Source organism: Myxococcus sp. CA040A, from assembly GCF_013336725.1.
Classification (GTDB): Bacteria; Myxococcota; Myxococcia; order Myxococcales; family Myxococcaceae; genus Myxococcus; species Myxococcus llanfairpwllgwyngyllgogerychwyrndrobwllllantysiliogogogochensis.
On record NZ_JABUMR010000011.1, the window covers coordinates 18,131 to 32,766 of the forward strand.

At 69.6% G+C, this 14,636-nt stretch carries 10 protein-coding genes; 8 read left to right on the top strand and 2 right to left on the bottom strand.

Features of this window, described 5'->3' with window-relative positions; all coding sequences use genetic code 11:
- Positions 1–174: 174 nt before the first annotated feature.
- Both HUA75_RS38635 and HUA75_RS38640 read left to right on the top strand, forming a co-directional pair.
- Complete coding sequence (locus HUA75_RS38635; protein WP_174489301.1) at positions 175–2,127, top strand: hypothetical protein; 1,953 nt, start codon at positions 175–177, stop codon at positions 2,125–2,127.
- A 165-nt stretch (positions 2,128–2,292) separates the two neighbouring features.
- On the top strand, positions 2,293–3,198 hold the full coding sequence (locus HUA75_RS38640; protein WP_174489302.1) for a Virginiamycin B lyase: 906 nt from the start codon (positions 2,293–2,295) through the stop codon (positions 3,196–3,198).
- Positions 3,199–3,230: 32 nt separating this feature from the next.
- Here HUA75_RS38640 and dusA read toward each other — a convergent pair whose 3' ends face one another.
- Complete coding sequence (dusA, locus tag HUA75_RS38645; RefSeq protein ID WP_174489303.1) at positions 3,231–4,226, bottom strand: tRNA dihydrouridine(20/20a) synthase DusA; 996 nt, start codon at positions 4,224–4,226, stop codon at positions 3,231–3,233.
- Between the two features lie 133 nt (positions 4,227–4,359).
- On the opposite strand from dusA, the gene HUA75_RS38650 reads away from it, so the two are divergent.
- The 6 genes from HUA75_RS38650 (at position 4,360) to thrA (ending at position 12,084) form a co-directional block, all read left to right on the top strand.
- Positions 4,360–5,262, top strand: a complete 903-nt coding sequence (locus tag HUA75_RS38650) for a LysR family transcriptional regulator (RefSeq protein ID WP_174489304.1) — start codon at positions 4,360–4,362, stop codon at positions 5,260–5,262.
- A 123-nt stretch (positions 5,263–5,385) separates the two neighbouring features.
- Positions 5,386–5,712 carry a thioredoxin gene (trxA, locus tag HUA75_RS38655; protein ID WP_141643836.1) on the top strand — a complete coding sequence of 109 codons (327 nt, stop codon included), beginning with the start codon at positions 5,386–5,388 and terminating at the stop codon, positions 5,710–5,712.
- A 236-nt stretch (positions 5,713–5,948) separates the two neighbouring features.
- Positions 5,949–6,575, top strand: a complete 627-nt coding sequence (locus HUA75_RS38660; RefSeq protein WP_141643835.1) for a DUF47 domain-containing protein — start codon at positions 5,949–5,951, stop codon at positions 6,573–6,575.
- Between the two features lies 1 nt (position 6,576).
- Entirely contained in the window at positions 6,577–7,602 is a 1,026-nt protein-coding gene (locus HUA75_RS38665; RefSeq protein WP_141643834.1) for an inorganic phosphate transporter, read from the top strand.
- 78 nt (positions 7,603–7,680) lie between these two features.
- Positions 7,681–9,252: an adenylate/guanylate cyclase domain-containing protein gene (locus HUA75_RS38670; RefSeq protein WP_174489305.1), complete on the top strand. Its 1,572-nt coding sequence runs from the start codon at positions 7,681–7,683 to the stop codon at positions 9,250–9,252.
- Between the two features lie 378 nt (positions 9,253–9,630).
- Positions 9,631–12,084 (top strand): bifunctional aspartate kinase/homoserine dehydrogenase I, encoded by a 2,454-nt coding sequence (thrA, locus tag HUA75_RS38675; RefSeq protein ID WP_174489306.1) that lies wholly within the window; start codon positions 9,631–9,633, stop codon positions 12,082–12,084.
- Here the strand turns inward: thrA and HUA75_RS38680 are convergent.
- A complete protein-coding gene (locus HUA75_RS38680; RefSeq protein ID WP_174489307.1) occupies positions 12,006–14,516 on the bottom strand; it encodes a PAS domain S-box protein in 2,511 nt (836 codons plus the stop codon). The two genes, thrA and HUA75_RS38680, sit on opposite strands and share 79 nt — an antisense overlap.
- Positions 14,517–14,636: the final 120 nt, after the last annotated feature.

Here is a 14,636-nt window from a genome sequence, read left to right on the forward strand (position 1 = left end):
AGCACCAGGCACACATCCGGTGCCCACCTTCGCTCCACGTATGGGTTCCGCCCCGATTTCTCACTCCGTGACAGGGCTCGGCCCGCAAAACCCCACGAACTTCCAGCCCGTACGCAACCTCTCGCTCCTTCTCCCGAGAATTGGGAAATTCGTACGACTTCGAGGAGAGACACCATGGGTACCGAGCGCATTGGTGACGGTGGGGCAGCAGAGGCGGCACGACGTGCGGCGGAAGCGGCTCGCAGGGCCGCGGAAGAGGCGGCGCGTCGGGCAGCGGAAGCCGCTCGTAAGGCGGCGGAGGCCGCCGCGAAGCAGGCCGCCGAGGCCGCTCGCAAGGCGGCGGAGGCGCAGAAGAACAAGTCGACCTTCGAGCCCGCTGGCGCGAAGAACAAGCTGAACCTGGACGGCAAGAGCGCGCCCTCCACGTCGCTGTTCTCGGAGAACAGCAAGGACGGCAAGGTCAACTGCCTCGACAAGGCCGCGGACTTCGTCAGCAAGTCCTCGCCGGAGCTGCAGGGCCGCTCGGACCTGGTGTTCCTCAAGGACTCGCGCCCGGGTGCCGAGGGCCAGTCGGGCCACGTCGTCGTCCGCCAGGGCGAGCGCGTGTTGGACCCGAGCAACGGCAAGAGCTACGAGGACATGCCGGCGTACCTGAAGGAGCAGCCTCACTACAGCGAGGCGGGCACCATCCCCGGCACGTCCGCCGCGAAGATCTTCTCCACCGAGGCGGGCTCGCCCGAGCGCACCCAGGCCCTGGCCGACGCGAACGTGTCGCCCGAGCTGCAGAAGATGATGGTCGCCGACTACCCGGCGGACATCGGCGGCGCGCCCAACCCCGTCACCACCGAGCCCTACGAGACGAAGATTCCGGGGCAGGCGGGTCCGGTGTCCGTCGAGTTCAGCGACACGCTCGAGAAGGACGTGAAGAAGGAGGACGGGTACGTCACCGTCTCCATCAACGCCGAGACGTCCGTGTCCGCGTCCGGGACGGTGGAGTTCACCAAGGCCAAGGTCGGCGTGGGCGCCTCCGTGGAGGGGAGCGTCGAGGCCGGCAAGACGATGACGTACGAAGTGAAGATGAAGGAGGCCGACTACGAGAAGCTGAAGCGTGGCGAAATCGCGCCTCCGCATCCGCTCAACGCCGAGACGATTCCGGACGGCACCTCCGTGAAGATGGAGCAGGGCCAGTTCGCCGGCTACGGCCTGGACGTGGGCCTGTCCTACCACGCGGCCGAGCTGGGCATCTCCGGCGACGTGAAGTCCGGCAAGGGCATGTCCATTGAGGTGAGCCGCGATGGCGACAAGCTGTCGATGACGGCGGGCCCCACGGAGTTCATCGAGAACAACGGCAAGGTGAGCCTGGGCGTGGGCCCGGTGTCGGTGAGCATGGGCCGCTCCGACACGCTGAAGGAGTACAAGCTGCGCACCGCCGAGTTCGACCTGTCCAACCCGGACGGGAAGAAGGCGTACGACGCCTTCGCGAAGGACGGCCGGATGCCGGAGAAGGAAGGCCCGGGCGTGGCCAACACGCTGCGCTTCGACAAGATCAACTACGAGTCGACGGGCGGCAAGGTCGGCATCGACGTGGGTCCCTTCAGCATCGAGTCGGACGGCACGACGAACACGGGCGAGTACCTCATCACCCACCACCCGGATGGGACGAAGTCGATGACGTCCGACATCACCTACGGTGGCGACCACCCGGACGTCACCATCGAGCAGAAGTACGGCACGGACGGCAAGCTCATCCCCGGCTCCGAGAAGTTCGCGATGAAGTTCGACACCAAGGACGACAACGCGCGCGAGCTGCTCGTGTACTCGTACACGGGTGACTCGGCGAAGGCGAAGGCGGCCCGTGAGAACGACAAGCCCATCACGCTCAACCTCACCGCCAGCGACATCCAGGAGATGCAGCGGCGCTCCGGCATCCAGGCGGAGAACGGCGGGCACATGGGCATCAACGTCCTGCTCACCGACTACGACGGCAAGCCGAACGACCCGCTGATGGCGGTGCGCAACATGGCCTGCTCGCCGGCGTACAACGAGTACAAGCTGGCGGAGAGCTACTTCGGGCTGTTCCAGGACGGTGACAAGAAGCCGCTGCCCGGCGAGCTGGTCATCGGCTGAGTCGGACTGCTTCGCCCAAGGCCCGGGTCCCCGAGAGGAGGCCCGGGCTTTGTTGTGTCTTGAGTGGAACACGCGCGCGACAGGGCGCTCCGCGCACTGGACGTGGGTGACCTTCGCGGGAGAGGGTCCGGCGGGCACTTCACGTTCCTCCTGGAGACACGCCCGATGGCGCAGGCCCCTGGTTCCGAGCACGGTCAGTTCGTCGAGTACCCCCTGGCGTCCGCGTCCACGGGCCCCTATGGAATCGTCAAGGGAGCGGACGGGGCGCTGTGGTTCACCGAGGTTCACTCGGGCCGAGTCGGACGCGTCGACGTCCAGGGCAGGGTGACGAGCTTCCCGCTGCCGACATCTGAAGCCGGGCCGTCCATCATCACCGCCGGGCCCGACGGCGCGCTCTGGTTCACCGAGCAGAAGGCGAACCGCGTGGGCCGCGTGACGATGAGCGGAGAGGTGACCGAGTTCACGTTGCCGACGCCGCAAGCCGGTCCGTTCGGCATCTGCGCCGGACCCGACGGTGCGCTCTGGTTCACGGAGATGACCGTGCATCGGATTGGGCGGCTCACACCGGACGGTGGCGTCACGGAGTTCCCACTCCAGGCCGGTTGTTATCCCTCGTTCATCACCTCCGGGCCGGATGGCGCGCTCTGGTTCACGGAGAATCAGGGCAACCGCATCGGGCGCATCACCGTGGATGGACAGGTCACCGGCTACGACCTGCCCACGGCCAAGGCGGGGCCCGTGGGAATCACGTGGGGCCCCGACGGCGCGCTCTGGTTCGTCGAGATTCTCGCGGACCAGCTTGGACGAATCACGACGGAGGGGACCATCACCGAGTACCCGTTGCTCCGCTCGGGAGCACGTCCCCACGCCATCGTCACGGGGGCCGACGGGGCCCTGTGGTTCACGCAGTGGGGCAGCAATCACCTCGGGCGGATGACGACCTCCGGGGTCGTCACGGAGTACGCCATCCCCACGCGGAAGGCGGAGCCACACGGAATCACCGTCGGCCCGGATGGAGCCCTGTGGTTCGCCGAGGAAGCAGGACGCATCGGGCGCTTCTCGCTCCCTTGAGGACCGCCACGCCCGCGGCGACAGCGCGACGCTCAGGCCGCGACGACCGCGTCCGGCTCGCGACGCACCTTCGCGAGCGCGGCCACGACGACCTCCGGACCCGCACCCGGCTTGTGCGCGTTCTCGCTCAGGTGCCTGCGCCACGCGCGCGCACCGGGTAGCCCCTGGAACAAGCCGAGCATGTGCCGAGTGACGGCGCTGAGCGGCGCGCCCCGCTGACGGCTGCGCTCGATGTACGGGAGCATGGCCTCCACGACTTCGTGCCGCTCACGCGGAGCCTCCTGCCCGCCGAAGAAGCGACGGTCCGCGTCCGCGAGCAGGTAGGGGTTTTCGTAGACGGCGCGGCCAATCATCACCCCGTCCACGTGCGCGAGGTGCTCGGCGGCGGCATCCAGCGTCTTGATGCCCCCGTTGATGCTGATGTCCAGGTGGGGCAGTTCCTGCTTGAGCCGGTGGACCAGGTCGTAGCGCAAGGGCGGCACGTCCCGGTTCTCCTTGGGACTCAAGCCCTGGAGCCACGCCTTGCGCGCATGGACGATGAACCGCGTGCAGCCCTCGGCGGCCACCAGGCGCACGAAGCGCTCCAACGTGGACCACTCCTCCATCTCGTCGATGGCGATGCGCGACTTCACCGTCACCGGGATTTTCACCGCCGCGCGCATGGCGCCCACCAGCCGCGCCACCAGCTCCGGCTCCGCCATGAGACACGCGCCGAACCGGCCGGACTGCACCCTGTCGCTGGGGCAGCCCACGTTGAGGTTCACCTCGGCGTAGCCCCACGACTCGGCGATGCGCGCGGACTCGGCCAGGGCCTCCGGCTCCGAGCCACCGAGCTGGATGGCCACCGGATGCTCGGCCGCTTCGTAGCCCAGCAGCCGCTCGCGGTCGCCATGGAGCACGGCGCCCGTGGTCAGCATCTCCGTGTACAGCAGCGTGTGCTGGCTGATTTGACGGTGGAAGTACCGGCAGTTGCGGTCCGTCCAGTCCATCATCGGCGCGACACACAACGGCATGGGTCGGGAAGGCATCGGACCTCCTCTACCCGGCTTTCCCTCCCCTGCCCACCCCCCAGTGACGCCCGGGGGCCCGAAGGGAGAGGAGCCGGACAACCGTCCCGGTTAGGCTGTCCGCGTGCCGCCGAGCCCGCCCCTTCTGGATGACATGCTCCTCTTCTCGGAGGTGGTGACCGCGGGCGGCATCACCGCCGCCTCCACGCGACTGGGGCTGCGCAAGTCCACCGTCAGCCGCCGGCTCTCCGCCCTGGAGGAGCGCCTGGGGGTGCGCCTCCTGGAGCGCAACGCCCGACATTTGAGGCTCACCGAGGCCGGGCGCGACTACCACGCCCACTGCGCGCGGCTGGTCGCCGAGGCCCGCGAGGTGAACCGCGCGCTGGGCGAGTCCCGCACCACGCCCCAGGGCACCCTGCGCATCGCCACCCTCTCCCTGCTGGGCGAGCTGCTCACGCCCGTCATCGCCGAGCTGCTCCTGCGCCACCCGCTCCTGCGCGTGGAGGTCTCCCTCGCCGAGGCCCACGTGGACCTCATCGCGGAGGAGTACGACCTGGCCCTGCGCACGGGCCCGCTGGCGGACTCGTCGCTGGTGGCGCGCAAGCTGGGGCGCCTGCGCACCGGCTACTACGCCAGCGCCGCCTACCTCTCCCGGCAGGGCACTCCAAAAAGCCCGGCGGAGCTCCAGGGCCACGCCTGCGTCGTGCTGGCCGAGCCCGGCACCGACGAGGTCTGGTTCTTCGGAGAGGGCCGCACCGCGAAGAGCATCCCCGTCACCGGAAGGCTGCGGGTGCCCAGTGTGCGCGCGGGACAGGCGGCGGCTCGCGCGGGGCTGGGCGTGGTGCGGCTGCCCGCGTCGCTCGTCGTCGACGACGTGAGGAACGGGCTGCTCGTCCCCGTGCTGGAGACAGAGACGCCACCGGGCATCCCCATCTTCGCCGTCTACCCCAGCAGCCGGCAGCTTCCCCCCAAGGTGCGCGCCTTCCTGACGCTCCTGGGTGAGCGCGGCGCCGCGCTTCCCTGGGAAGAAGCCACCGCGCCGGGCCGCGCCCGTTAGGAGCACTTCCCGCAACGAAGCGTTCCGCCAGGGGCTCTCGTTCCGGCGCCCTGGGGCCACTACACCTTCCCTCCACACGAAAGGCGCGGCCCCGCGGGCCGTGCCCCACGAGGAGGACAGGACATGGCGGCGGACGTCATCGAGCTGGGAGACGCGGAGTTCGACCGGGAAGTACTGGAAGCGAAGGGGCCCGTGTTGGTGGACTTCACCGCCGCGTGGTGTCCCCCATGCAGGTTCATCTCCCCCATCCTCGATGCGCTGGCGGTCGAGTACCGGGGCCGGCTCAAGGTGACGAAAATCGACGTGGACGCCCACCAGGAGGCGGCGCAGCGCTACGGCATCCGCGCCTTGCCCTGCCTGCTCGTGTTCAAGGAGGGCAAGGTGGTCCGCCAGCTCGTGGGCGCGATGCCCCGGGCGAGGCTGGAGCAGGAGCTGCTCGCCTGGCTCTGAGACAGGCCCCGGCTAATGGCTGGAGACAGAGGGGCGCCAGGACGACAGCAGCCCACCCCTGGCGCGCCCGGCCTGTAGCACCGGCCGGGAGTACGGCCGCCCTCTGTGGTGACTGGCTTTCAGTTGCAAGTCAAAAAGGAAGGCTGGCGATTATCCCCAGGTGAGGTAGTCACGGGCGCGCCACGGGAGCGTCACGACCAGGTGACACCCCGGGCATGCCCAACCGGGAGGTAGCCATGCTCGAAAGGCTGATGCCCAAGTCGGACGAGTTCTTCGACGACTTCGACAAGCAGTGCGCCGCGACAGTCCAGGGCGCGAAGATGCTGTACGAACTGTTGAGCGACTATCGCGATGTGCCCGCACGGGTCCGCGCGCTCAAGGACGTGGAGCACCAGGGCGACGAAGTCACCCACACCGCCTTCAACCGTCTGCACAAACAGTTCATCACCCCGTTCGACCGGACGCAGATTCACTCGCTGCTGTCGCGCATCGACGACGTGCTGGACCTGGCGAACGCGGCCGCGTCCCGGCTGCACTACTACGAAATCCAGAGCAGCCTGCCGGATGCGACGGAGCTGGCGCGCCTGCTGGTCCTGTCCTCGGAGAAGGTGCAGGAGGTGGTGGCGGCGCTGCGGCTCATCAAGAAGCCCGAGCAGATTCTGGCCGGCTGCAAGGAAATCAAGCGGCTGGAGACGCAGGCGGACGAGGTGCTGCGCTCCGGGCTGGGCCGGCTCTTCAAGAGCGGGGTCGACACTCTGACCATCATCAAGTGGAAGGAGATCTACGACCTCATCGAGACCGCCACGGACAAGTGTCAGGGTGTGGCGAACGTCATCGAGGGTGTGGTGCTGGAGCACTCCTGAGATGCTACTCGCCGCCGTCATCCTGATCGTCGGAGTCGCCCTCATCTTCGACTTCATCAACGGCTTCCACGACGCGGCGAACTCCATCGCCACCGTGGTGTCCACCCGGGTGTTGTCACCGAACCTGGCCGTGGCGTGGGCCGCCTTCTTCAACTTCATCGCCGCCTTCAGCGGGGGTGTCCATGTCGCCAACACCATGGGCAAGGGCATCATCAACTTCGACATGCTGCGCGGCGCGGGCCCCTCGGCCGTGCTGTCGGTCATCTTCGCCGCGCTGATGGGCGCCATCGCCTGGAACCTCCTGACGTGGTGGTGGGGCCTGCCCTCCTCCTCGTCACACGCGCTCGCCGGAGGAATGATTGGCGCGACGGTGCCGGTGCTGGGCTTCAAGGGACTGATGGGCGCGGGCATCGCGAAGATCGCCGCCTTCATCGTGCTCTCGCCCCTCATCGGCACGTTCCTGGGCATGACGCTGATGCTCATCAGCACCTGGGTGGTGCACAAGCAGACGCCCACCTACGTGGACCGGTGGTTCCGCCGCCTCCAGCTCGTGTCCTCCGCCATCTTCTCGTACAGCCACGGCACCAACGACGCGCAGAAGGTGATGGGCATCATCGCGGTGGTCCTCTTCGGCACCATCTGGAAGGACCGCCCGTTCCACATCGACTGGTGGATGATCATCTCCTGTCACGCGGCCATCGCCCTGGGCACGTTCTTCGGCGGCTGGCGCATCATCCGCACCATGGGCCACAGCCTCACGAAGCTGGCGCCCATCGGCGGCTTCAGCGCGGAGACAGGTGGCGGCGTCACCATCATCGCGCTGGCGGAGCTGGGCATCCCCGTGTCCACCACCCACACCATCACCGGTGCCATCGTCGGCGTGGGTTCCACGCGCGGCTGGCGCGCGGTGAAGTGGGGTGTTGCCGGCCGCATCATCTGGGCCTGGGTGTTCACCATCCCCGCCGCCGCGCTCATGGCGCTGCTCGTCTACGGGCTTACCCAGGTGGTCGTCCGGCTGGTGGGTTGAGTCCGGCCTCCCCCTGCCCGCCCGCGCCGGCCACTTCCTTCGGGAGGCCCGCGGGCGGGTGCTAGCATTCCCCACTCCATGCGTCTCATCCTCAACCCCGGGCGGGAGGGAGAGCAGGAGCTCCTGCTCTCCGAGGGCACCACCACCATCGGCAGGACGGACGAGAGCTCCGTCTGCGTGCTCCACAAGAGCATCTCGCGGCGCCATGCGCGGCTGGAGCGCCAGGGCTCGCGCGTGGTGCTGGTGGACCAGGGCAGCAAGAACGGCACGTTCATGGGGGAGGTCCGCGTCGAGCGGCACGTGCTCCAGGAAGGCGAGGCCTTCCGCTGCGGCGAGGTGTGGTTCCAACTGCTCGCGGGCGACCCCGAGCGCGAGGAGGAGCTGAGTCCGCTGCACACGCGCACGCTGGACACGCGCTTCACCCTGTCTCCCCTGGAGACCCTGCTGGACGCGGACGCGCCCCGGCTGCGGGTGCGACCGGAGCCCGAGGGCGACACGACGCGGGAGCGGCTCCAGGTGCTGCTCGCCGTGGCGCAACTGCTCGCCTCGCCCGGCTCGCTGGACACGCTGCTGGAGCGCATCCTCCAGCTCGTCTTCCGCATCCTCGGCGTGGACCGCGCGGCGCTGTTGCTGGTGGACGAAGCCACCGGAGAGTTGCGCCCTCGCGTGGCGCGCGCGGCGAGCGGAGAGACGCTCCCGGAGCGCTTCTTCAGCCAGCGCATCGTCGACTTCGTGCGCACCCACGGCCTGGCGTCCCTCTTCGCCAACGCCCAGCGAGACGTGCGCCTGGACAGCTCCGCCTCCATCCGCTCGCAGGCCATCCTCTCCGCCATGTGCGTGCCGCTGCGTCCGCGCGACACCTGGCTGGGCGTGCTCTACGTGGACAACCGCTCGCAGGGCGGGCTCTTCACGGAGCAGGACCTGGAGTTCCTCACCGCCTTCGCCAACCAGGCCGCGGTCGCCATCGACAACGCGCGGCTGGCGCGACGGTTGGAAGAGGAGGCCGTGCTGCGCAACACGTACCTGCGCTTCTTCCCTCCCGCCGTGGTCCGCAGGCTCAACGCGTCACCGGGCGCGTCGCTGGAGGTGGTGGAGACGGAGGTGACGGTGCTCTTCGCGGACATCTCCGACTTCACGCCGCTGTCGGCGTCGCTGCGTCCCCGGGAAGTCGTGGACATGCTCAATGAGTACTTCCCGGTGATGGCGGACGCGGTCTTCCGTCACGAGGGGACGCTGGAGAAGTACATCGGCGATGCGCTGATGGCCGTCTGGGGCGCGCCCTTCTCCCGGGACGACGACGCGGACCGGGCCGTGCGCGCGGCGGTGGACATGCAGCGCGCGCTGGTGGCGCTCAACGCGCGCTTCCGCGCGAAGGGCCACCCGGAGCTGCGCATCCACGTAGGCCTCAACAGCGGCCCCGCCGCCGCGGGCAACATCGGCTCCGGGCACTATCTGCAGTACGCCACCCTGGGTGACGTCACCAACGTGGCCAGTCGCGTGTGCGGCGTGGCGAAGGCGGGAGAGGTCGTCCTCTCGGAGGCCACGCGCGCCCGACTGCGCGAGTCGACCTGGCGCCTGACGACGCTGCCGCCCACCCGGGTCAAGGGCAAGCAGGACGCCCTGACGCTCCACCGGGTGGCGTGGGACTGATGGAGCGACACGGCCCTCGCCCGCTCGTTCGGGAGGGTGGCTTGACTCGCACCGGGGTCATCGGTCAGCGTTCCACTTCGTGAACGGCATGCGCCAGGACTTCGCGTGGACCCGGGGACAGACGTCCCCGTCCTTCGCGCGCGCGGCGACCGCTCCCTCCACTCGCACGACGACGACGACCACTACCACCACGACTCCTCGCGGAGCGCGGGAGGTCTAGCTCGGAATCGGCAGTGCTTCCGACCTGGCCCCGCGCTCCCCGGCGCGGGGCCTTTTTCGTTTTCCTCCACCCACCTGGAACGCCATGCAGACCCAGACCTCGACGACGCCCCGCCAGTCCGCAGTCTCGCGCCGCCCCGCCCTCCACGAGGTGCCGTCATGCGCGTGATGAAATTCGGCGGGACGAGCGTGGGCGGCACCGCGCAGATTCGGCGCGTGGTGGACCTGGTGGAGCAGGCCCGCAAGGAGACACGGGTGATGGTGGTGGCCTCGGCCGTCACCGGCATCACCAACCTCCTGGTGGACACGGCGCGGCTCGCACAGGAGGGCGGCGCGGTGGACGCCGCGCTCTCCCGCTTCGAGCAGACCCACCTCTCCATCGCCCGGGAGATGGGCAGCGAGTTGGAGGCGCTCGCGCCGCTGGAGCTGGGGCTCGCGGCCATCTCCACCGAGCTGCGCGGCCTGCTCCAGGGCGTGGGCCTCCTGCGCGAGTGCTCCCCTTCCGTGCTCGCCCACCTGTCCGGCCTGGGCGAGCGCGCCTCCTGTCTGCTGCTGGAGGCGCTGATGTCGGCGCGCAAGCTGTCCCCGCACGCGGTGGAGCCGCGCCACGTGCTCATCTGCACGGGAGACCCACTCCAGGCCACGCCGCGCATGGACGAGATTCGCGCACGCTTCGCCCCGCTGCGCGACGCGAGCGGCCCCGGGCTGATGCTGATGCCGGGCTTCTTCGGCGGTGACGAGCGCGGCAAGACGCTGTCACTGGGACGCGGAGGCTCGGACTATTCGGCGGCGCTGGCCGCGGCCGCGCTAGATGCCCGGCTCCTCGAAATCTGGACGGACGTGGACGGCATCTTCAGCGCCGACCCGAGGCTGGTCCCCGAGGCCTTCCCCCTGGCGGAGGTGAGCTTCGAGGAGGCGATGGAGCTGGCGTACTTCGGCGCCAAGGTGCTCCACCCCAAGACGATTGCCCCGGCCCGCGAGCGCGGCATCCCCGTGCGCGTGTGCAACAGCTTCCGGCCCGAGCACCCCGGCACCCTGGTGACGGACTCCGCCGCGCCGCCGGACCACCCCGTGCGCGGCCTGTCCTTCCTGCGCGACGTGGCGCTCATCAACATCGCCGGCGCGGGCCTCAAGGGCGTGCCGGGCACCGCCGCGCGCGTCTTCGCGTCCATGGCCCGCACCGGCATCTCCGTGGTCCTCATCACCCAGGGCTCCAGCGAGTGCTCCATCAGCTTCTGCGTGCAGCAGTCGGAGTCCGACGCCGCCGTGCGCGCGCTGGAGACCGAGTTCGAGGTGGAGCGCGAGGCCGGCAAGGTGGACACGATTGAGCGCCAGGGCCAGCTGGCGGTGCTCAGCATCGTCGGCGACGGCATGCGCCACCGCGTGGGCGTGGCCGGCACGTTCTTCAGTGGCCTGGCCGACGTGGGTTGCAGCATCGCCGCCATCGCCCAGGGCTCCAGTGAGCGCAGCATCTCCGCCGTCATCACCGAGGCGGACGGCCCGCGCGCCATGGCCCACGTCCACCACCGCTACTTCGGCACCACGGAGGTGGTGGAGCTGCTGGTGGCCGGCGTGGGCAGCGTGGGCGGGGAGCTGATGCGGCAGATTCGTCAGCAGGCCCCCCACCTGCGCGCCCAGGGCGTGGACCTGCGGGTGTGCGCCATCGCCAACAGCCGCAAGGGCGTCATCGAGCCCGCGGGCATCCCCCTGGGGCAGTGGAAGGAGAAGCTGGAGGCGGGCACCGCGTCCGCGTCGCTGGACTCCTTCCGCGAGCAGGCGCGCGAGAAGCGCCCGGGCCGTCCCATCTTCGTGGACTGCACCAGCAGCGAGGACGTGGCGCTCGCCTACCCGTCCCTCCTGGCCTCGGGGCTCCACGTCGTCACCGCCAACAAGAAGGCCAACGCGGGACGCATGGCCCACTGGCGCGCCATCCGCGAGACGGCCTCGCGCCACCAGCGCCGCTTCCTGTACGAGACGAACGTGGGCGCGGCCCTGCCCGTCATCGACACGCTGAAGAACATGCTGCGCACCGGAGACCAGGTGCACCGCATCGAAGGCATCCTCTCCGGCTCGCTGTCCTTCATCCTCGGCCTCACCGAACAGGGCGTGCCGCTGTCACAGGCGGTGGGCACCGCCATGGAGAAGCGCTTCACCGAACCGGACCCTCGCGATGACCTGCAGGGCACCGACGTGGCGCGCAAGGTGCTCATCCTCGCCCGGGAGCTGGGACGCGAGGTGGAGCTGGAGCAGGTGGCGCTGGAGTCGCTCCTGCCCGCGGACTTCGACGCGGACGGCCCGCTCGACGCGTTCCTGGAACGGCTGCCGAGCATCGACGCCGCCTTCCAGCGCCGCGTGGAGCGCCTGCGCGACGAGGGGAAGGTGCTGCGGTACGTGGGCAGCGTCGGACAGGAGGGCTGCGCGGTGGGCCTGAAGGCCGTGCCCCTGGAGAACCCGCTGGCGGCGGTGAAGGGCGGAGAGAACGCGCTCAGCTTCCTCTCCGAGCGCTACAGCCCCACGCCGCTCGTCATCCGGGGCTACGGCGCGGGCGCGGCGGTGACGGCGTCCGGCGTGTTGGCGGACGTGCTGCGGCTGGTGGAAGGCCCGCTGACGTGAGTCCACTGGGGCAGCTCGACGACAAAGCGGGCGCCCCGCCCCGGCTCGCTCTCCACCCACACCCGGCCACCGTGGGCCTCCACGATTTGTCGGGTGATGAAGAGGCCCAGTCCCAGCCCTCCATAGTTGGGTGAGGCGGCGCGCTCGAAGCGCTCGAAGATGCGCGCCTGGGCCTCGCGGGGGATGCCCATCCCCCGGTCCTCCACGCTCAGCCACACCCGCTCGTCGTGGGAGGCCAGCCGCATCCAGATGGGCTGGCCCGCCCCATACTTCACCGCGTTCGTCAGCAGATTCATCATCACCTGCTCCACGCGAAGCCTGTCCCAGCGGCCCGGCAGCGACGGTGGCGCCTCCAGCACCAGCTCGCAGCCTGCCTTCTCCAGTTGCTCCCGGAGGTGGGCCGCCACGTCGCGCGCCACCACCGACAGGTCCATCTCCTCCGGGCGCAGGGCGAGCCGCGACTCGTGGATGCGGGAGACGTCGAGCAGGTGCTCCACCAGTCGCGACAGCCGCGACAGCTGGCTTTCGCAGACGAAGAGCATGCTGGACAGCCTGGCGGCGAGCGTCGAGTCGGGCCGGGGCCGCGACAGCAGGGCCGCCATCTGCTGCATGCGCAGCTTCATGGACGTCAGCGGCGTCTTCAGCTCATGGGAGGCGATGGAGAGGAACTCGTCGCGGACGCGAATGGCCTCCTGGGACTTGCGGTACAGCTGCGCATTGTCGATGGCGAAGGCCGCGCGGCGCCCCAGCTCCTCCGCCAGCGCCACCTGGTCCGCGCCGAAGCTTCGCGCGGACCGCGACGTCGACAGGAGGGTCAGCACGCCCAGGCTCCGGCCGCGCGCCTGGAGCGGCACGCTGAGGGAGGGTCGACCGCCCAGCGCGCGCACGCGGCGCCACTGCCTCGCATCCAGCCCATCCTTGTCCAGGATGCCCCCAGGCAATCGCGAGCACTCCGAGCGCCCCGTCGCCATCACCGCCACCGGGCCCCGGTGGACATCTGGAAGCAGCGGGTGGGCCGAGAGCAGCGCTCGCACATCCTCGGCCTGCCCGGGCTCTCGGGCCGACACCGCCACCGGACGCAGTCGCCCGCCTTCCCCCGGGATGAAGACGACACACACGTCCGCGAGCCGGGGCACCGTCAGCTCCGCGACGCGCTGGAGCGTCGTCTCGTAGTCGAGCGACGTGCCCAGTTCGCGACTCGCCTCGGCGAGAAACCGCTGCGCTTCCTCCAGGCGCTTGCGCTCGGTGATGTCCGTGGAGATGCCGCAGACGGCATAGGGCACGCCCAGGGCGTCCATGAGCGGGAACTTCTGGGTGATGTACGTGTGGAGGCCGTCCTCCTGGGGGATGCGCTCCTCCTGGGCCAGCGGCATCCGGCGCTGGAGCACCGCGCCGGTCATCCGCTGGAAGCCGTCCGCGACCTCCGGCGGGAAGAGGTCGTGGACCTGTTTGCCGATGACGTCCTCGCGGGTGCGGCGGAACATCAACTCCCACTGCCGGTTGACGAAGACGTAGCGACCCTGGGTGTCGAGCAGGAAGAAGATGGAGGTGGCGTTGTCCAGGATGGCCCGCAGCTGCTGCTCACTCTGCAGGAGGGCCTCCTCCGCGCGCTTGCGCTCCGTCACGTCGAGCAGCACCGCGAGCGAGCGGACCCACGCGCCGCTCGAGTCGCGCTCGGCGATGGCGGACAGCAACACGTCGAGGTACTCGCCGTTCTTCTTGCGAAGCCGGTACGGGACGTCCTTGCAGAAGCCCGTCGCGAAGAAGGCGGGCAGCACCTTCTCCCGGGCAAGCCGCGTGGACTCCTCGGACAGGAACTCCACCGAGTCGTGGCCCAGCACCTCCTCGCGCCGGTAGCCCAGCGTGGACAGCCAGCAGTCGCTGACACTGATCAGCCGGCCCTCGCGGTCGATGGAGTGCATCATCACCGGCGTGTTGTTGTAGAGCATCCGGTGCTTCTGCTCACTCTCGAGCAGGGCCTGCTCGGCCCGCTTGAACTCGGTGATGTCGGTGAAGACGGCGACCCCGCCGCGCGGTGCTCCGCTCGCGTCCCGCACGGGTCGGCAGCTCACCAGCAGCCAGACGCCCGAGGGCTTCTCGGGGTTGCGCAGGAAGATCTCCACCTGACTCATCGACTCGCCCCGGATGGCGCGCGCCAGCGGCAGGTCCTCCGGGGGATACGGCGTGACCTGGTCCGGCAGGAAGAGGCCAAAGTGCGATGACCACTCGGAGAGCGCCGTGCCCGAGGCGTCCACCCCCATCAACTGCTCCGCGGTGGGGTTGATGAAGACGAACCTCCCCTGCTCGTCCGCCACCACCACGCCCTCCGCCATGCTGGTGACGACGGACTGGAAGAAGCCCTCGCCGCCCTCGACAGGCGCATCCCTCCCGGTGGGGCGAGGCAGGCTCGGACTGTCGGTCGAAGAGGGCATGGCGAGGAGACGATGGGCCAGGGGGTCGCTCGCCCCCCGCGCGCGACGCCTGCGTGAACGATGCGTGCGCCCTGCTCCAACGCCAACCCACACCTGGGTCCGAGGCGAGGCCGGCCTGCC

Coding starts and splice junctions, on each gene's coding strand:
- HUA75_RS38680 (WP_174489307.1), bottom strand. CDS start 14,516: ATGCCCTCTTCGACCGACAGTCCGAGCCTGCCTCGCCCCACCGGGAGG.
- HUA75_RS38640 (WP_174489302.1), top strand. CDS start 2,293: ATGGCGCAGGCCCCTGGTTCCGAGCACGGTCAGTTCGTCGAGTACCCC.
- HUA75_RS38660 (WP_141643835.1), top strand. CDS start 5,949: ATGCTCGAAAGGCTGATGCCCAAGTCGGACGAGTTCTTCGACGACTTC.
- HUA75_RS38670 (WP_174489305.1), top strand. CDS start 7,681: ATGCGTCTCATCCTCAACCCCGGGCGGGAGGGAGAGCAGGAGCTCCTG.
- thrA (WP_174489306.1), top strand. CDS start 9,631: ATGCGCGTGATGAAATTCGGCGGGACGAGCGTGGGCGGCACCGCGCAG.
- dusA (WP_174489303.1), bottom strand. CDS start 4,226: ATGCCTTCCCGACCCATGCCGTTGTGTGTCGCGCCGATGATGGACTGG.
- HUA75_RS38650 (WP_174489304.1), top strand. CDS start 4,360: ATGCTCCTCTTCTCGGAGGTGGTGACCGCGGGCGGCATCACCGCCGCC.
- trxA (WP_141643836.1), top strand. CDS start 5,386: ATGGCGGCGGACGTCATCGAGCTGGGAGACGCGGAGTTCGACCGGGAA.
- HUA75_RS38665 (WP_141643834.1), top strand. CDS start 6,577: ATGCTACTCGCCGCCGTCATCCTGATCGTCGGAGTCGCCCTCATCTTC.
- HUA75_RS38635 (WP_174489301.1), top strand. CDS start 175: ATGGGTACCGAGCGCATTGGTGACGGTGGGGCAGCAGAGGCGGCACGA.